The following is a 17,036-nucleotide window of genomic DNA, read 5'->3' as shown; positions in this document are numbered from 1 at the left end:
TTCTATTGGGCCCGAATGGAAGCAATGTCGCCTGGTCAGCGACTTGCGGACAAGATCACCCGAATCGGATCCACAGCCGCACCCGTTCCAGCGCGGCGAGCACATAGAGTCGGGGTATGTACGCGGTGACATTGGACGGTTTCGGTGGACCCGAGGTGATCCGCTGGGCGGAGGTGCCGGATCTGCCGCCGCCCGGGCCGGGCGAGGTGGCGATCGACGTCGTGGCGGCCGGGGTCAATCGCGCGGATCTGTTGCAGCGCCAGGGTTTCTATCCGCCTCCCCCGGGCGCGAGCGACATTCTGGGCCTCGAGGTGTCGGGCGTCGTGGCCGAGATCGGCGAGGGCGTACGGGATCTGCGGCCGGGCGAGCGGGTGTGCGCGCTGCTGTCCGGCGGCGGCTACGCCCAGCGCGTGGTGGTCGCCGCGAGTCAGGTGCTGCCGGTGCCCGAGGGCCTGGATCTTGCTGCGGCAGCGGCACTTCCGGAGGTGGCCGCCACCGTGTGGTCGAATCTGGTGATGCGCGCCGGATTGCACGCCGGCCAACTGTTACTCGTCCACGGCGGCGGTAGCGGGATCGGCACCCATGCCATTCAGGTCGCGGTGAATCGCGGTGCGCGCGTCGCGGTGACCGCCGGTTCGCAATACAAATTGGATCGCTGCGCCGAATTGGGTGCGAGCATCGGAATCAATTATCGCGAACAGGATTTCGTGGAAGTCGTCGGCGAATTGGGTGGCGCCGACATCATTCTCGACAATATGGGCGCGAAATACCTGCCGCGCAACGTGACCGCCCTCGCCGAGGACGGGCAGCTGTGCGTGATCGGCATGCAGGGCGGAGCGAAGGGCGAGCTGAATCTGGCGGAGCTGCTCGGAAAGCGCGGCACCATCCATGCCACCAATCTGCGTAAGCGGCCGGGCACCGGGCGGTCGAGTAAGGCCGAGATCATCGCGGAGTTGCGGCGCCATCTGTGGCCGCTGATCGCGGAGGGCGCGGTGGTACCGGTGGTACATGCCGAGGTCCCGGTCACGGAGGCGGCGCACGCCCACGAACTGCTCGATTCGGCCGAGACCGTCGGCAAGGTGATCCTGCGCATCGACGAGGCGTGAACGCCCGCTGTGCCCGTCGGCGACCGTGCGCCGGACGGCCGCCTACTTCTCCAGCGAGTTCAGCGCCCGGCCGAGCTGTTCGATCTCGAATTTCGTTGTGTAGGGCGCCAATCCGAGGGTGACCGCGCCGCCCTCGTCGTTGACGCCCAGCGCGTCGAGCAGGCGGCTGCCGCCGTGTGCGCCGCTGACCGTGCCGATGCGGTGATCGGCGAGCTCGGCGGAGATCTTCTCCGCCTGCATCCCCGCGATGGTGAAGCTGACCGTGGGAATGCGGGTGGACGCGCGGCCGATCACGGTCAGATCCGGGACCGCGTCGAGCACCTCCATGAGATGTTCGAACAGCTGGTCGTGATAGTCCTGCAGCGAGGTGATCGAGATCTCCAGCCGCTCCCGGCGGCTACCGGTGGCCTGTTCGTCCAGTCCGGCGAGATAGTCGATGGAGGTGGTCAGCCCCGCCAGCAACGCGTACTGATGTCCGCCGACCTCGAGCCGCTCGGCGCCCTTGGCGTAGGGATTGAGCGACATCGAGGGAATGCGATCCAGGAATGCCGGATCACGGAACACCAGCGCGCCGATCTGCGGACCGCCCCAGGCCGGCGCGGAGAGAGCGACGACGTCGGCGTTGAGTTCGTCGATGTCGATCAGGGCATAGGGCGCCGCGCCGAAGCAGTCGGCCACCAGCAGTCCGCCCACCTCGTGCACCCGGTCGGCGGCGACCCGGACCGCGGGCGCGGAACCGACGATCGGCGAGGCGGCGGTGACGGCGACCAGTCGCGCGGTCGGGCCGATCAGTTCCTCGAACTGCCAGGCCGGCATCTCGCAGGTTTCGATCTCCACCTCGGCCCAGCGCACATGGGCGCCGTAGCGGTTGGCGATGCGCAGCCACGGGGCCACGTTGGCCTCGTCGTCCAGGCGCGAGAGCACGATGCCGGTGCCGAGCCCGAGCCGCGAGCTCAGCGATTCGGCCAGCCATGCCAGCAGGACGGCCCGGTCCGGGCCGAGAACGACACCCGCCGGATCGCCGCCGACGAGATCGGCGACCGCCTCCCGGGCCGCGTCGAGAATGGCACCACTGCGGCGCGCGGCGGCATGACGATTGGTATGCGAAAAAGCAGAGGTCCGGAAACCGGTTGACACGGCGCGCGATACCGAATCCGGGACCAGCATCCCTGCCTGGGGGTCCAGATGGATCCAGCCGTCGCCCAGGGACGGTATCAACCCCCGAACCCTCGCGACGTCGTAAGTCATGCTGGCCACTCTAAGGGCAGCGGGCAAGTCGGCGGAACCGTGCGCCGACCCAATGCGATATCACGCGACATGGCAACCGACTTTCACAAACCGAACCACACACGAGGCGGACAGAACCGCAACAGAATACTTCCGCCCGAAATCGGACCGCATACCCCGTTCCGGCACCGGGCCCCCACCGGGCGATGCGTCGTTCACTTAGCGCTCGGCGCGGGAAGCAGACATCATGGATGCCATGACGCAATCGGACGGAGCACCGGATTCCATCGTGGTGATCGGACCCGAGGGGCGGCCGCTGGTCATTCCGGCCGGCGCCCAGGGTGAGGCGCCGTTCGCCGGGCAGGTGGTCGGCGAGGGCGAGACCGCCGCCGAGGGTGCGCAGACCGGCGGCGAGGAGTCGCTCGCCGATATGGTCGAGCAGCCCGCGAAGGTGATGCGGATCGGCACCATGATCAAGCAGCTGCTCGAGGAGGTACGCGCGGCTCCGCTGGACGATGCCAGCCGCAACCGGCTCAAAGAGATCCACACGACCTCGGTGCACGAGCTCGAGCAGGGTCTCTCCCCCGAGCTGCGCGACGAACTCGAGCGGCTCGCGCTGCCGTTCAGCGAGGAGTCCGTGCCGTCCGACGCGGAACTGCGAATCGCCCAGGCCCAGCTGGTCGGCTGGCTGGAGGGTCTGTTCCACGGTATTCAGACCGCGCTGTTCGCTCAGCAGATGGCGGCCCGCGCACAGCTCGAGCAGATGCGTCACGCTCTGCCGCCGGGTGCGCACATCCCGCGCGAGGGCGGACAGGGTGGATCGGTCACCGGAGGCGGTCAGTACCTCTGAACACCGCTGATCATCGGATAGGCTCGTGCCCCCACCGGCGGGGATCGGCTCTGCGCTACAGTCGTGCACTGTGCCAGCAGCTGCCCCTGCCGATTCGGCCACAGCCGAACGCCCGGCCGACGCCACGGTGCCCCTGATGTCGGATGCGCAAACATTCCCGCGGGCCTTCAGAGACCTCCGCGAGGGGTTCACTCAGCGTGAGCTGTGGCTACAGCTGGGTTGGCAGGACATCAAGCAGCGCTACCGGCGATCGGTGATCGGCCCGTTCTGGATCACCATCGCCACCGGCGTGCAGGCGGCCGCGATGGGTGTCCTCTACGCGGCGATCCTGAATCAGGACCTGTGGACGTATCTGCCGTATGTCACCGTCGGCCTGATCGTCTGGAACGTGATCAACGCCAGCATCCTCGAGGGCTCGGACGTGTTCATCGCCAACGAGGGGCTGATCAAACAGCTGCCCTCGGCGCTGAGCGTGCACGTCTATCGGCTGGTGTGGCGGCAGTTCCTGTTCTTCGCCCACAACATCGTGATCTATCTGGTCATGCTGGTGGCCTTCGGCGTCTGGGAACATCTGGACTGGTCCGTGCTGCTGGCGATTCCGGCGATCGCGCTGGTGTTCCTGAATTCGGCGTGGGTGTCGATCGTCTTCGGCATCTTCTCCACCCGCTACCGCGACATCGCCCCGATTCTGGGCAGCATGACTCTGATGCTGTTCGTGCTGACTCCGGTCATGTGGACCACGAAGTCGCTGCACGACCAGGGCGGGGCGGTGAGCGAGCGGGCCAAGCTGGTCGAGCTGGTGCCGACCTACCACTATCTCGAGATCGTGCGCGCACCCCTGCTCGGCGATCCGGTGCAGGTGCGGTCGTGGCTGGTCGTCGGTGTGATCACCGTGGTCGGCTGGGCGGTGGCGATCCTGGCGTTGAAGCAATACCGTTCCCGCGTGCCGTACTGGGTGTAGAGGACGTTATGACCGGAGTAAGCATCGAAACCCACCAGGCGTGGGTGGAGTTTCCCATCTTCGACGCCAAGTCACGGTCGCTGAAGAAGGCGTTCCTGGGCAAGGCCGGCGGATCCATCGGGCGCAATCAGTCCGATGTGGTCGTGGTCGAGGCCCTGCGCGACATCACGCTGTCGCTGAAGGAGGGTGACCGGGTCGGCCTGGTGGGCCACAACGGCGCCGGGAAGTCGACGCTGCTGCGGCTGCTCTCGGGAATCTACGAGCCCACCCGCGGCACTGCGCGCGTGCGTGGCCGGGTGGCGCCGGTGTTCGACCTCGGCGTCGGTATGGATCCGGAGATCTCCGGCTACGAGAACATCATCATCCGCGGGCTGTTCCTCGGTCAGACCCGCAAGCAGATGCTCGCCAAGGTCGACGAGATCGCCGACTTCACCGAACTCGGTGAATACCTGAACATGCCGCTGCGCACCTATTCCACGGGTATGCGGGTGCGGCTGGCGATGGGCGTGGTGACCTCGATCGATCCGGAGATCCTGCTGCTGGACGAAGGTATCGGCGCGGTCGACGCGGAATTCATGAAGAAGGCCCGCAACCGGCTGCGCGATCTGGTGGCGCGCTCCGGAATCCTGGTGTTCTGCAGTCATTCCAACGAATTCCTGGCCCAATTGTGCGATACCGCAATGTGGATCGACCACGGCACGCTGCGCATGCAGGGTGATATCGAGGATGTGGTCCGCGCGTACGAGGGCCCCGAGGCGGGCGATCACGTGAAGCAGATCCTGCGTGAGCTCGAACTCGAACGCAATCCCGCATGACCTCCGCCGCAGACCCGGACATGGGCGGTCGAGGGCGGTGGGGGCATGTCCCGGAGAACAAGGATATGGACATGAGTGATCAGGCGGCCTCGTCCGCGGACAGCGGAGTGGCCCGGATCATCGCGGTGGTCGTGACCCACAAACGCCGGGAACTGCTGAGCGAATCGCTGAAAGTGCTCGCCGCGCAGACCCGCCCGATCGACCATCTGATCGTCATCGACAACGGCAACGAGCCCGAGGTCGGCGAGCTGGTGGAAGAACAGCCGATCGAATCCACCTATCTGGGTTCCGAACACAACCTGGGTGGTGCGGGCGGCTTCGCCCTCGGCATGCTGCACGCGCTGACCATGGGCGCGGACTGGGTGTGGCTGGCCGACGACGACGGCCGCCCCGAGGGCCCGGACGTGCTCGAGAAGTTGCTCGATTGCGCCGAGCGCCACGGCCTTTCGGAGGTCTCGCCGGTGGTCGCCGATATCGACGATCCGGATCGGCTGGCGTTTCCGCTGCGCCGCGGCGTGGTGTGGCGGCGGCTGCGGTCCGAACTCGGTGACGAGGACTTCCTGCCCGGTATCGCGTCGCTGTTCAACGGCGCCCTGATCTCCGCCGAGGCGCTCGAGGTGATCGGCGTGCCGGATCTGCGGCTGTTCGTGCGCGGCGACGAGGTGGAGGTGCACCGGCGGCTGGTGCGCTCGGGCCTGCCGTTCGGAACCTGTTTGCAGACGGCGTATCTGCACCCGAACGGGTCGGCGGAATTCAAGCCGATTCTCGGCGGCCGCATGCACACTCAATATCCGGACGATCCGGTCAAACGCTATTTCACCTACCGCAACCGTGGCTATTTGATGGCACAGCCCGGGATGCGGAAACTGCTACCCCAGGAATGGGCGCGGTTCTCCTGGTTCTTCCTCGTACAGCAAAAAGATCCGGCCGGTCTGCGAGAATGGTTGCGACTGCGGCGTCTGGGGCGACGCGAGCAGTTCCATAAACCCGGTTAGATCAGTGCTTTTCGCATGAGGAGGTAACGGCTGTGAGCAACCCCTACGGTGGGCAGCCACCCTATGGGCAACCATTCCAACCGAACGGTGCACAGCCGTATCCCCCGCCGCAGCCGAACGGCCCCTACGGCGCGCCGCCGCCGCACGGCGGTAGCGGAGCCGTTGCCGCACCGGGATATCCGCAGCCGCACGCAGGCTCGCAGCCACATATTCCCCAGCCGCACAACGTGTCCCAGCCGCATCAGGCGCCGGGGTGGGGCGCTCCCCCGGCTCCGCCGCAGCCCTACGGTCAGCCGCCGGCGAATCCGTACGGGGCGCAACCGTATCCCGGTCAGCAGCAGTTCAACGGCGGGCCGGCGCCCTACGGCGCGCCCAATCCCGTTGCGCCGCAAGGACAATACGGACCCTACGGCCCGGCGGCGCAGTTCCAGCCGCAGCCCGGACCGCAGGGCATCGTCGTCGACGCCTCGTACTTCCCGCTGGGATTCCTGCTCGCGCTGACCGGCCCGAAGATCATCGTCAACGGCATGGAGGTGCCGATGGCGAAGTGGGGAGAAACCCACATTCCGGTCGGTCCCGGGCAGCATCACGTGCGAGTGGCGACCAAGTGGCTGTGGGATATGGGACCGGCCGAGACGACCGTGCCGGTCGCCGAGGGCCACAGCACCCACGTGTATTACAAATCGCCCGCGATCGCCTTCATCAACGGTGCGATCGGGCCGGTGCCGCAGGCCGCGCCGGGTGCGATCGTGTCCTACATCAGCCTCGGCGTGGTCGGGGTGTTCATCCTGCTGCAGTTGCTGATCGCCTGCTCGCTCTGATCGCGCAGCCCGGGAAGACGTAGGCCCGGAAAATACGTTGCGGCCCGCGCGGCGGGCTGTCATCGTTTGTACATCCGGTCGCGCACGCGACCGAACCGAGTAGCGAGACACGAGAGGGTCGAGGAGGTGGAATACGTGAACGTCGACAGTCGGATTGTCGCGGCCGGAGCCCGGTATCGGACCGAGAAGCGCTCCGCCGCACGTATTTCCACTCTTCTCCCCATGCACTGAGCCCTTCGCGGGCTCGGTGCCCGACGAAGGATATCTCCCCTCATGGTCGATTACGACCGTCTCATTCCTTACGGCTGGACCGCCGACCTCTCCGCCGCGTACACAGGACTGCTCGATACCGGCTGGGTCCCGGCCCGCGTGATCCGGATGGATCGCAGTGAATGCGATGTCGCGATGCCCGACGGGCTCGCGCGCGCCGACTGTCCGCGGGCGGATACCAACATCAACGGCCTGTGTACCGGTGACTGGGTCGCCGTCGCACCGGCCGAATCGACCGCCGGCCCGGCGTTCACGGTACGAAAGTTGTTGCCGCGCCGCACGATTCTGCAGCGCGCGACGGTATCCGGACGTTCCGACGCGCAGGTGCTTGCCACCAATGTGGATACCGTCGCGATCTGTGTCGCCGCCGACGGTGAGATCGACCTGGGTCGCATCGAGCGGATGCTGGCCCTGGTCTGGGAGTCCGGCGCGCAGCCGCTGGTGGTGCTGACGAAATGCGATCTGTCGCCGGATATTTCCCTGTCCGAGGTGCGTGCCGCCGCGCCGGATGCGGCGGTGCTGGCCGTCTCGGCAACGACCGGCGCCGGTATGGATGTGCTGCGTGCGGTGGCGGCCGGAACGGTCGCGCTGATCGGATCGTCCGGCGCCGGCAAGTCGACCCTGGCGAATGCGCTGCTGGGCGAGGAAGTCTTCGCGACGGACGGGGTTCGCGCCTCGGACAAGCGCGGGCGGCACACCACGGTCCATCGCGAGTTGCGGCCGATTCCCGGCGGCGGAACTCTGATCGACACGCCGGGGCTCCGGGCGATCGGGCTCTGGGATGCCGAACAGGGTCTGGCCCGGACCTTCACCGATATCGAATCACTGGCAGCGCAATGCCGATTCTCCGACTGCGAACACCGCACCGAACCCGGATGCGCGATTCTCGCGGCCCTCGAAACCGGCGAGCTGCCGCAGCGACGACTGGACAGTTACCGCAAACTGCAGCGTGAGAACGACCGGCTCGCCGCTCGCAGCGATGCGCGGTTGCGAGCCGAACGAGAGCGGGTGTGGCGCGACATCAGCAAATCGCAGCGGCGAATGTACAAGGAACGTGATCCTCGTCGCCATCGGCGCTGACCGGCTATGCAACTGGTTGCATAGCCTCGCTCGGTGCCCTACTGTGCGAATCGGGTAGTTCAGCACCCCGGCTCCTTCGGATCGCCGATCATGGAGACCGGGGTGATCGCACAGATGGGAGCAGGGATATGACCGAAGCTGGTAAGCCACTGGCCGGCCGCACCATGATCATGTCGGGTGGTAGCCGCGGCATCGGCCTGGAGATCGCCAAGCGGGCCGCCGCCGACGGTGCGAACATCACGCTGATCGCCAAGACCGACCAGCCGCATCCGAAACTGCCGGGCACGATCCACACCGCGGCCGAGGAGCTCGAGGCCGCGGGCGGTCGGGTCCACAAGTTCGTCGGCGATGTGCGCGACGACGAGGGCGTTGCCGAAGCCGTGCGCCAGACCGTGGAGCGGTTCGGCGGCATCGATATCGTCGTCAACAACGCCTCGGCGATCGATCTGTCGCCGACCGAAACGCTGTCGATGAAGAAGTACGACCTGATGCAGGACATCAACTGCCGCGGCAGTTTCCTGCTGTCGAAGACCAGCATCCCCGCATTGCGGGAATCCGCCGAGGCCGGCCGCAACCCGCACATTCTCACCCTGTCGCCGCCGCTGAACCTGGACCCGAAGTGGGCGGGCAGCTCGCTGGGTTACACCATCGCCAAGTACGGAATGTCGCTCACCACTTTGGGTTTGGCCGAGGAACTGCGCAAGTACGGCATCGGTGTCAACTCGCTGTGGCCGCGCACGACGATCGCCACCGCCGCGGTCCGCAACCTGCTCGGCGGTGAGGAAATGGTCCAGACCTCCCGCACCCCCGACATCTACGCCGACGCCGCGTACCTGGTCCTCACCTCTCCCGCCAAGGACACCACCGGCAACTTCTTCATCGACGACGAGGTGCTGAACGCGCACGGCATCACCGATCTGGACAAGTACCGCGTAGTCCCCGGTGACGGCCCGCTGACCACGGACCTGTTCCTGTAAGCCGGTCCGCACTCCGCGAACACGGTGGTGTTGCCACTACCGACAGCCCGATCCGACGCCGATAGGTTGGTGCTCGGGTCGGGCTGTCGACAGGAGTGCGAAAATGCCACAACGGTTTTCGGCCGTGCAGGGTAGAGTTCCCGGCAGCGATATCGAGGGGAGTTGATTCGCGATGGGGTACCGCTGGATTTTCGGCGTCGCGGTCGTATCGGCCGTTGCCGCGAGCACGCTGATCGGGGGCGCGGCCGGAGCATCGGCCGTCGAGGTCTCACCCGGTGTGTTCTGCGACCGGGCCGGCTGTCACAACGACAACGACGACACCTACCGGGTGGATGCCGAGGTGGTGTGCTCGGGTATGGGTGGCACCGCCCGGGGCACGGCGTGGGTGCCGCCGCACGGCGACGCCCGCATCAACGACGGATGCCCGCTGGTGAGCGGCCCCGGCCACTGGGAGACCCCGCCGCCCGAAGTGCAACCCGACGGCACCTGGAACCAGCCGCCGATGCGGTTCGTCCCGGACCCTCCGGAGCCGACCTACCCGACCTCGTACCGATATCTCGGCGCAGTGGTCGACAACAATCCACCGCCGCCTCCGACGGGCTCGTTCGGCCGCTGAACGCGGCGAATTCGCCGAGGCCCGCCCGGTGACGTACCGGGCGGGCACGCGAATCAGATGCCGTACAGCCGTTCCCAGTTCTCGCGGCTGGTCAGTTCCGGCGCGGCCGCCCGGTACTGCCGGCTCAGCTCCGGAAGTTCGCGGCGCAGCCGGCGCAGGACTCGGAGGGTGCGCAGCAGCAGGGCGCGCGCTTTCTCCTTGTCGCGCTGCCGGATTCGCACGCCGGACTGGGAGGCGTCGGTGACCACGACGTGGTCGAACAGCGCCAGGTGCCACCAGTGCGCATCCTCGCGGGTGACGGCCACGACGCCGTGCTGGGTACGCCCGGTCCACTGCTGGATCGCGCGCTTGACCAGCACCAGCAGCGGACGGCTCGGTTCACCGCCCGCGCGGCGGAGCTGGACATCCGACTGCCGGACCGGTGCGGTCGCGGCCGCGTGCTTCTTGGTCTCGCCGTAGTCGGCGCGGCTGGTGCGAGCGGTGGCCAAAGCCTGAATTCCGCCGTCGCGCAAGATCTTCGGGCCCTGCAGGAAGTCCTCGATGCCCTGCAGCGTGGTGTGCGCGAGGCCGTACTGCATACCCACCAGGTATTCGGCGATCTCACGGAACAGCTTGCGGGTCACCGCCTTCGGATCGAGATCGGTGTGCATGGAGCTGACGATGAGCGAATTGCGCATGCTGAAGTAGCGTGCCCAGTCGTCGAAATCCTTCCAGTAGAAGTCCGCGTGCCAGACCGCCGCATTCGGCAGCGTCACGGTCACGAATCCCGCCTCGCGGGCGCGGACGCCGTATTCGACGTCGTCCCACTGGAAGAAGATCGGCAGCGGCAGTCCGATCCGGGCCACCACCTCGGCCGGGATCAGGCAGGTCCACCAGGCGTTGTAGCCGGCGTCGACGCGGCGCTCCTGATTGCGCTTGAGCATGCTGGTGTTGCGCAACGCCTTGGGCACCTTCTGACCGTGCCGCAGCTCGTTCAGGTGCACCTCCTCGGCGCCGACGTTGAGATAGTCGGGGTTCAGCAGGAACAACATCTGCGCGCCGACCAGCGTCGGCTCCACCGTGAGATTGGCAAAGGCGTTGAGCCGCAACACCGTTTCGGGCTCGCAGAGGATGTCGTCGTCCATCAGGATGACGTCGGCGTGCTCGTTCGCCGCCGACACCTCGTACAGCCCGCGGGTGAATCCGCCCGCACCGCCGAGATTCGGCTGCCGGATGTAGCGCAGTTTGTCACCGAAGAGCGGCTGCGTCTGCTGGAACAGCTCCCGGTCCGAGACCAGGTCGGTGCCCTGGTCGACCACGTACACCGCGTCGATGGCGGCCAGCACTTCCGGATCGGAGGCGAGTGCGGCGACCGTGTGCGCGCAGTCCTCGGCCCGGTTGAAGGTGCAGATCGCGATCGCGACCGGGCGGACCCGGTCCGGAGCGGCGGCGGTCCAGGTGAGCTCACCGATCGCGAGTTCGCCTCCGACAGCATCGAATTCGACCCACAGCGCACCGCCGTCCACGTACTGGTCCAGCGGGGCCCGCAGGGTGACCGTCCCGTCGGAATCCACGTCCGCGGAGTCGATGATGCGCCGGTGCCCGGCGATATCGGAGGCGGCCAGCCGGATCCGGGCCCGGTCGCCGACCGCGACCCGCATCGAGACCTCGACCTCGGTCACCGTCGTCCAGCGCTGCCAGTAGCTGGCCGCGAACCGGCCGAAATAGGTGTTGGTGTGGGCGTGCGCGCCCTTTTCCAGCCGCAGCGACAGCCGTTCGCGATGCGATTTGCCCTTGACCACCGCATACAGTTCGTCGCTGATCTTGGGCGCCGGGCCGGTGAAGATGCCGCGGGCCAGAACCAGGCGGTCGGGGGCGCGGTGCTCGGTCCGCAGGGCGCCGGGTGCGGGCTCGGCGATCCGCGGAGCGTTCTCGGTTGCGGTCACGGCCTGGCCAGCCGACTGATCCATGGTGGAATCCCTCGTAAACAGTGTCCGATGGCGCCGAATACGGCGCGGGCGCGGTCAAGTGCGGGCTCGGTGCGAGCGATACCCATTATGTCCGTCTCATGTCGCGGAGTTCGACCGGAGGGCCGGTGATCGACAATTGCGAAGCACGATCACCGGCCCGACCGGGTGCGGGTGTCCCGCAAATCCCGATCCGAGCGGGACTCGGCGAAGACGAAAGTGTCGTAGGCCCAGTAGCGGAAAACCACCGCCACGATCTGGCCGATCAGGGTGCCGGAGATGTTGTCCGCCAGCGGGGAGGACAGGTGCAACACATATCGGGAGAATCCGAGGCACCCGAGCTGCAATCCGATGGCAACCACATTGAAAACGGTGTACAGCAGATATTCGCGAGCGGGACTGCCGCCTTGCTTGTGCGCGAAAGTCCACCATTTGTTGCCGAAATACGTGACCACCGTGGCCACCAGAATCGAGATGATCTTGGCGAGCAGCGGCGCCTGATTCAGAACGCCGTCGCCGCCCCAGAAGACCAGCACGTTGTAGGTTCCGGCGTCGACGAGAAAGCCGATCGCGCCGACCACCAGAAAGGCCGATCCCTGCCGCAAGGCGGTGACGACCTTGTGTCGCAAGCTATCGCCGGTTCGATCGACCGGTTCGGTCGCCGTCTCACTGCTGGCCACCCGGCGACGGTACCGCACCCGGGTTCCCCACCGCGTGACGCAGGTCGGAGTGCGGCTCGTCGGGGTGTGTTCGGGCGGCTCACAGCGGAGGCACAGGGCGCGAGGTCGGGGCGGGCACACCGGCCCGCAGCCGACACAGTGAGGGTTAGCGGGCGCGGGTCGGGCGTCGGCCTGTACCCTCCCGGTGTTCCGTATTTCATCGGCCGATCAAATGAGGGATTGACGGGGTGAACCCCACCGAGCTTCGCATCGCCGCAGTCGTGCCCTGCCACAACGAGGAGGCTGCGGTCGCCAAGGTCGTCACGGACCTCAAGGCTGCCGTGCCGGGCATCGACGTCTACGTCTACGACAACCGCAGCACGGACGCCACCGCCGAACGTGCCCGCGAGGCGGGCGCGATCGTGCGCACCGAGACCGTCAAGGGCAAGGGCAACGTGGTCCGGCGCGCGTTCGCCGATATCGAGGCCGATGTCTACCTGATGATCGACGGCGACGACACCTACGACGCCTTCGCCGCTCCGAAGATGATCGAGGCGCTGCTGTCCGGCCCCTACGACCACGTCCTCGGCGTGCGGAAAGAGGACGAGGGCACGCAGGCGTACCGCGCGGGCCACGAAGCCGGTAACCGCGTGCTCAACGGCGTGGTCGGCAAGGTGTTCGGCGAGAACGTCGAAGATATGCTCTCCGGCTACCGGGTGTTCTCGCGTCGCTTCGTGAAGAGTTTCCCCGCGGTGTCGCGCGAATTCGAGATCGAAACCGAATTGACCGTGCATTCGCTGCATCTGCGGGTGCCGCAGACCTCGGTGCGGGTGGGATTCCGCGATCGGCCGGAGGGCAGTGAATCCAAGCTGCGCACCTACCACGACGGATTCAAGATCCTGGGCCTGATCTTCGGCCTGGCCCGGCACGAACGCCCGGTCGCGTTCTACGGGCTGTTCGGGACGCTGGCCTGGCTGATCTCGATCATTCTGATCGTGCCGATCGTGATCCAGTTCTACGAAATCCACCAGGTGCCGCGGTTCCCGACGCTGTTCCTCGGCTTCACGCTGCTGCTGCTGGGCAGCCTGGCGTGGACCGCCGGTCTGATCCTCGACGGCATCCGCCGGTCCCGGCACGAGGCCGCCCGCCTCATGTACCTGCGGTATTCGGCCGTCGGCGTCGAAACGCCCGAGCAGGTCCGGCAGGCACACTGATGACGACCCAGGCCGACAAGGAGGCCTCTGACAGGCAGTCCTCCGGCCCCGGCGAGGTGACCGGTGAACCCGATACCGAGCAGCCGACGCGCGACGAGGTGAGCCGCGGAAGCAGCCGGGCCGACGAGGAGCGACGGCCCGCCGGTCCGCTCCGGCGCGCCTGGTCCCCCGTCGCACGCCACCTCGGACCGGCCGCGGCCGTGTTCGTCCTGGTGGCCGGCGTCTTCGGCATCGTGTTCGCGACCATCACGCCGCCGTTCTGGGGACATGACGAGATCACGCAGTTCGGCCGCGCGTATCAGGTGGCGCACGGCGGGTTCACCCCCGAACGGATCACCGACGACCGCGGCGTCTCCTACGGCGGCCAGATTCCGTTGAGTATCGACGGGCTGATGGGCTACGCCTTCACCGACTACAACCGTCACCCGACCGAGCCGGCCCCGCTCGCCGCCGACGAAACCGCCTACGACCGGCTGGGTTCCGCGCCGGTGACCACGACCGCGACCAAGCAGATGTGGTTCACCAACACCGCCGCCTACTCCCCGCTGCCGTATGTGCCCGCGGCCGTGGGCATTCGGCTGGCGCAGGCCGTCGGGCTCGATGTCGGCGATACGGTGCTGCTCACCCGGCTGGCCGGATTGCTCGCCTATCTGGTGATCGTGGCATTCGCGCTGCGGGCGCTACGGGCGTTCCGGATCCAGTGGCTGGCCTTCACGGTCGCGGTGCTGCCGATCGCCCTGTTCCAGGCGGGTACGGTCACCGCCGACACCGTCACCAACGCCCTGGCCGTCCTGGTGTCGTGCCTGGTGGTGAAGGGCGTCTTCCTCGACACCCGGCTGACGAAGCCGGAGGTGGCGGCGGCATTGGCGGCGACGCTGGCGCTGCCGCTGAGCAAGCCGACCTACGTCATCCTCGCCATGCTGGTGGTGCTGATTCCCGCCCGGCAGTACGGGTTCGGGAAGGTGCTGCGCTGGCTGCCGTGGTGTTTCGCGGCGCTGGGCGCGATCCTGTTCGCGGTATGGATGAAGATCGCCGCGCCGACCGGCGACGGTATGGGGCTGATGCGCAAGCCGGCCGAATGGCATTCGGTGCGTCCGGGCGATCAGCTGCACGAAATTCTTTCGAATCCGGTGCATTTCGCCAATACTTTCGGTGACAGCATCTGGTACCGGGACGAGAAATGGTTCACCCAATTCTTCGGCGAGCTCGGATTCGCCTATGTGGACGTTCCCGCGCTGTCGATCCTGGCCTGCCTGCTGGCATTGGCGGTGAGCGTCGGAATCGCGGATCGGCTGACCGGTAACCGGTGGCGCACCTGGATCGTCGCGCTCGCCGTACTGGCCAGTGTCGCGATGATCTACGTGACGCTGTACATGTCCTTCACGCCCGTGGGTTACTGGATGATCGACGGCGTGCAGGGGCGCTATTTCGTGCCGCTGGCGATCGCCGGATTCGCGGTGCTGCTGCGGTGGATGCCGTTGCGCCTGAGCGATTCCCGCGGCGTGACGCCGGTACGTGGACCGGCGATCACGGTGGTGGTCGCGACCGTGGTGGCACTGACCGCGGCCGCGATCAAATACAACGTCCTGATCTGGGGCTAGAGCACCTTTTCGCCGGCCGCCGCGTACGCGCGTTCGGTGTGTTCCTTCTGCGGGCGCCACCACGCCTCGTTGTCGCGGTACCAGGCGACGGTCGCGGCCAGTCCGGCCCGGAAATCGCCGTAATGCGGCCGCCAGCCCAGTTCGGTGCGCAGCAGGGTGGCATCGATGGCGTAGCGCTGATCGTGCCCGGGCCGATCGGTGACGTGGTCGAAATCGCCGGGGTCCCGGCCGAATTCGGCGAGCAGCAACTCCACCACGGTCCGATTGTCCAGTTCACCGTCGGCGCCGATCAGATAGGTCTGCCCGATGCGTCCGCGCTCGAGAATCTCCCACACCGCGCGATTGTGATCGGTGACGTGAATCCAGTCCCGGATCTGATGTCCGGCACCGTAGAGGCGCGGTCGCACCCCGTCGATCAGATTGGTGATCTGGCGCGGGATGAATTTCTCCACATGCTGATACGGCCCGTAGTTGTTGCTGCAGTTGGAGATCGTCGCCCGCACCCCGAACGAGCGCACCCACGCACGGACCAGCAGATCGCTGGAGGCCTTGGTCGCCGAATACGGGCTGGACGGTTGGTAAGGGGTGTTTTCGGTGAACGCCGGATCGTCGGCTTCGAGGTCGCCGTAGACCTCGTCGGTCGAGATGTGGTGGTAGCGCACATCGTATTTGCGCACGGCCTCCAGCAGAGTGAACGTGCCGACGATATTGGTCTGCACGAACGACCGCGGCCGGGCCAGCGAATTGTCGTTGTGCGATTCGGCCGCGAAATGCACCACCGCGTCGGCTGTGGAGACCAGGCGGTCCACCAGACCGGAATCGGCAATATCGCCGTGCACGAACTCGATCCGGTCCTCGATCGGCGCCAGCGAGGCGCGATTTCCGGCATAGGTCAGTGCGTCGAGCACGGTGATGCGGACGTCCGGACGATCCGCCACGGTTTGATGGACGAAGTTCGCGCCGATGAATCCGGCTCCGCCGGTTACGAGCAATCGCACGATGCCACCCTAACGCGGGCGCGAATACGCGCTCCGAATCACCACCGAGTCACACCGGCCGCGCACATCGGTGTGACCTTCGTCACAGAACATGCTTTATGTCCCTTTTGTTCTAATTGGAGGTGGTGTCCGAAAACCGCACGCGTACTGCATGTTTCCGCAACCTGACAATCGGCAAGAACCCGATGGTGAACAGAATTTGAATGAACGGACACAACAGGTTCACCACTCGTTAGCTGACGTCGATTTCTATTTCTCATGTCCCAGAACCACTCTGTATCGAGGTTCCGCAGAAAATGATGATGAGGAAATTCGCCGCGACCGCCGCCATGCTGGTCGCCGCCGTCGGCGTCGCGGCCGGTACCGCGAACGCCGACCCCGCCGCCCCCGCAGCGCCCGAAAGCGTCTACTACAAGGCCAGCGTCGTCGACAACGACAAAGCCGTTATCAAGACCGACGGTGGCTCGATCGTCAACGAAGACGGCATGCTCAAGATCAAGGCCGCCAACGGCGCCGTGCTCGCCGGCACCCCGCTGAACTTCCGGGTCGACGACTTCGAGTTCCCGATCGCCGCCGACATCTCCGGCAACACCGCCACCCTGACCCCCCAGTACGACGTGGCGCACGCGGTCTACAAGCCGGTCGCCCTCCCCTTCGAGGACTCGGCCCCCTTCAAGACCCCTTACGACCGTGAGGTCGCCGCGTTCAACCGCCTGAAGGACACCATCTCCACCGGTGCCACCATCGGCACGCTGGCCGGTGGTATCGGCGGCGCGGTCATCGGCTGCATCGCCGGCGCCGCCCTCGGTGTCGTCGCCACCGGTGCGCTGGCCACCCTGTTCGGCCTCGGCCCGCTCGGCGGCTGTGTCGCCGGTGCCGCCGCCGTCGGCTTCCTGGGCG

At 66.7% G+C, this 17,036-nt stretch carries 16 protein-coding genes; 12 read left to right on the top strand and 4 right to left on the bottom strand.

Going from position 1 to position 17,036, the window contains the following annotated elements; genetic code table 11:
* Positions 1–116 precede the first annotated feature (116 nt).
* On the top strand, positions 117–1,106 hold the full coding sequence (locus NN2_RS04975; RefSeq protein ID WP_063010820.1) for an NAD(P)H-quinone oxidoreductase: 990 nt from the start codon (positions 117–119) through the stop codon (positions 1,104–1,106).
* A gap of 42 nt (positions 1,107–1,148) precedes the next feature.
* Here the strand turns inward: NN2_RS04975 and NN2_RS04970 are convergent, their stop codons facing one another.
* Positions 1,149–2,354, bottom strand: coding sequence for a cysteine desulfurase-like protein (locus tag NN2_RS04970; protein WP_063010817.1), 1,206 nt, complete (start codon positions 2,352–2,354; stop codon positions 1,149–1,151).
* Between the two features lie 235 nt (positions 2,355–2,589).
* Between NN2_RS04970 and NN2_RS04965 the strand changes: the two genes are divergently transcribed.
* From NN2_RS04965 to NN2_RS04930, 8 genes are all read left to right on the top strand, one after another.
* Positions 2,590–3,183: a bacterial proteasome activator family protein gene (locus NN2_RS04965; RefSeq protein WP_063010844.1), complete on the top strand. Its 594-nt coding sequence runs from the start codon at positions 2,590–2,592 to the stop codon at positions 3,181–3,183.
* Between the two features lie 136 nt (positions 3,184–3,319).
* Entirely contained in the window at positions 3,320–4,144 is an 825-nt protein-coding gene (gene wzm, locus NN2_RS04960) for a galactan export ABC transporter permease subunit Wzm/RfbD (RefSeq protein WP_063010815.1), read from the top strand.
* An 8-nt stretch (positions 4,145–4,152) separates the two neighbouring features.
* Positions 4,153–4,959: a galactan export ABC transporter ATP-binding subunit Wzt/RfbE gene (gene wzt / locus NN2_RS04955; protein ID WP_036497055.1), complete on the top strand. Its 807-nt coding sequence runs from the start codon at positions 4,153–4,155 to the stop codon at positions 4,957–4,959.
* Positions 4,960–5,030: 71 nt separating this feature from the next.
* Entirely contained in the window at positions 5,031–5,954 is a 924-nt protein-coding gene (gene glfT1 / locus NN2_RS04950) for a galactofuranosyltransferase GlfT1 (RefSeq protein WP_063010842.1), read from the top strand.
* Between the two features lie 32 nt (positions 5,955–5,986).
* On the top strand, positions 5,987–6,775 hold the full coding sequence (locus NN2_RS38405) for a polyadenylate binding domain-containing protein (RefSeq protein ID WP_245007133.1): 789 nt from the start codon (positions 5,987–5,989) through the stop codon (positions 6,773–6,775).
* Positions 6,776–7,048: 273 nt separating this feature from the next.
* Positions 7,049–8,125 carry a ribosome small subunit-dependent GTPase A gene (gene rsgA, locus NN2_RS04940; RefSeq protein ID WP_063010813.1) on the top strand — a complete coding sequence of 359 codons (1,077 nt, stop codon included), beginning with the start codon at positions 7,049–7,051 and terminating at the stop codon, positions 8,123–8,125.
* 128 nt (positions 8,126–8,253) lie between these two features.
* Entirely contained in the window at positions 8,254–9,102 is an 849-nt protein-coding gene (locus NN2_RS04935) for an SDR family oxidoreductase (protein WP_063010811.1), read from the top strand.
* A gap of 172 nt (positions 9,103–9,274) precedes the next feature.
* Complete coding sequence (locus tag NN2_RS04930) at positions 9,275–9,718, top strand: hypothetical protein (protein WP_063010809.1); 444 nt, start codon at positions 9,275–9,277, stop codon at positions 9,716–9,718.
* 53 nt (positions 9,719–9,771) lie between these two features.
* Here NN2_RS04930 and NN2_RS04925 read toward each other — a convergent pair whose 3' ends face one another.
* A complete protein-coding gene (locus NN2_RS04925) occupies positions 9,772–11,667 on the bottom strand; it encodes a glycosyltransferase (RefSeq protein WP_063010807.1) in 1,896 nt (631 codons plus the stop codon).
* A gap of 149 nt (positions 11,668–11,816) precedes the next feature.
* Positions 11,817–12,344: a GtrA family protein gene (locus tag NN2_RS04920; RefSeq protein WP_063010840.1), complete on the bottom strand. Its 528-nt coding sequence runs from the start codon at positions 12,342–12,344 to the stop codon at positions 11,817–11,819.
* A gap of 227 nt (positions 12,345–12,571) precedes the next feature.
* On the opposite strand from NN2_RS04920, the gene NN2_RS04915 reads away from it, so the two are divergent.
* Positions 12,572–13,537, top strand: coding sequence for a glycosyltransferase (locus tag NN2_RS04915; RefSeq protein ID WP_063007002.1), 966 nt, complete (start codon positions 12,572–12,574; stop codon positions 13,535–13,537).
* Positions 13,537–15,138 (top strand): DUF2142 domain-containing protein, encoded by a 1,602-nt coding sequence (locus NN2_RS04910; protein ID WP_082856745.1) that lies wholly within the window; start codon positions 13,537–13,539, stop codon positions 15,136–15,138. Before NN2_RS04915 ends, NN2_RS04910 begins: the two co-directional genes overlap by 1 nt.
* Here the strand turns inward: NN2_RS04910 and rfbB are convergent.
* Positions 15,135–16,136: a dTDP-glucose 4,6-dehydratase gene (gene rfbB, locus NN2_RS04905; RefSeq protein WP_063010805.1), complete on the bottom strand. Its 1,002-nt coding sequence runs from the start codon at positions 16,134–16,136 to the stop codon at positions 15,135–15,137. The genes NN2_RS04910 and rfbB overlap by 4 nt on opposite strands.
* A gap of 296 nt (positions 16,137–16,432) precedes the next feature.
* Between rfbB and NN2_RS04900 the strand changes: the two genes are divergently transcribed.
* The coding region (locus NN2_RS04900; protein ID WP_063010803.1) for a DUF8020 domain-containing protein at positions 16,433–17,036 on the top strand (604 nt) is incomplete at its 3' end.

Source organism: Nocardia nova NBRC 15556 (assembly GCF_001613005.1).
Taxonomy (GTDB): domain Bacteria; phylum Actinomycetota; class Actinomycetes; order Mycobacteriales; family Mycobacteriaceae; genus Nocardia; species Nocardia nova.
This window is presented reverse-complemented; position numbering and strand designations above follow the sequence as displayed.

Excerpts from the sequence above, each read along its gene's own strand:
- NN2_RS04975 (WP_063010820.1), top strand. The coding sequence starts at position 117 with ATGTACGCGGTGACATTGGACGGTTTCGGTGGACCCGAGGTGATCCGC.
- NN2_RS04970 (WP_063010817.1), bottom strand. The coding sequence starts at position 2,354 with ATGACTTACGACGTCGCGAGGGTTCGGGGGTTGATACCGTCCCTGGGC.
- NN2_RS04965 (WP_063010844.1), top strand. The coding sequence starts at position 2,590 with ATGACGCAATCGGACGGAGCACCGGATTCCATCGTGGTGATCGGACCC.
- wzm (WP_063010815.1), top strand. The coding sequence starts at position 3,320 with ATGTCGGATGCGCAAACATTCCCGCGGGCCTTCAGAGACCTCCGCGAG.
- wzt (WP_036497055.1), top strand. The coding sequence starts at position 4,153 with ATGACCGGAGTAAGCATCGAAACCCACCAGGCGTGGGTGGAGTTTCCC.
- glfT1 (WP_063010842.1), top strand. The coding sequence starts at position 5,031 with ATGAGTGATCAGGCGGCCTCGTCCGCGGACAGCGGAGTGGCCCGGATC.
- rsgA (WP_063010813.1), top strand. The coding sequence starts at position 7,049 with ATGGTCGATTACGACCGTCTCATTCCTTACGGCTGGACCGCCGACCTC.
- NN2_RS04935 (WP_063010811.1), top strand. The coding sequence starts at position 8,254 with ATGACCGAAGCTGGTAAGCCACTGGCCGGCCGCACCATGATCATGTCG.
- NN2_RS04930 (WP_063010809.1), top strand. The coding sequence starts at position 9,275 with ATGGGGTACCGCTGGATTTTCGGCGTCGCGGTCGTATCGGCCGTTGCC.
- NN2_RS04925 (WP_063010807.1), bottom strand. The coding sequence starts at position 11,667 with ATGGATCAGTCGGCTGGCCAGGCCGTGACCGCAACCGAGAACGCTCCG.
- NN2_RS04910 (WP_082856745.1), top strand. The coding sequence starts at position 13,537 with ATGACGACCCAGGCCGACAAGGAGGCCTCTGACAGGCAGTCCTCCGGC.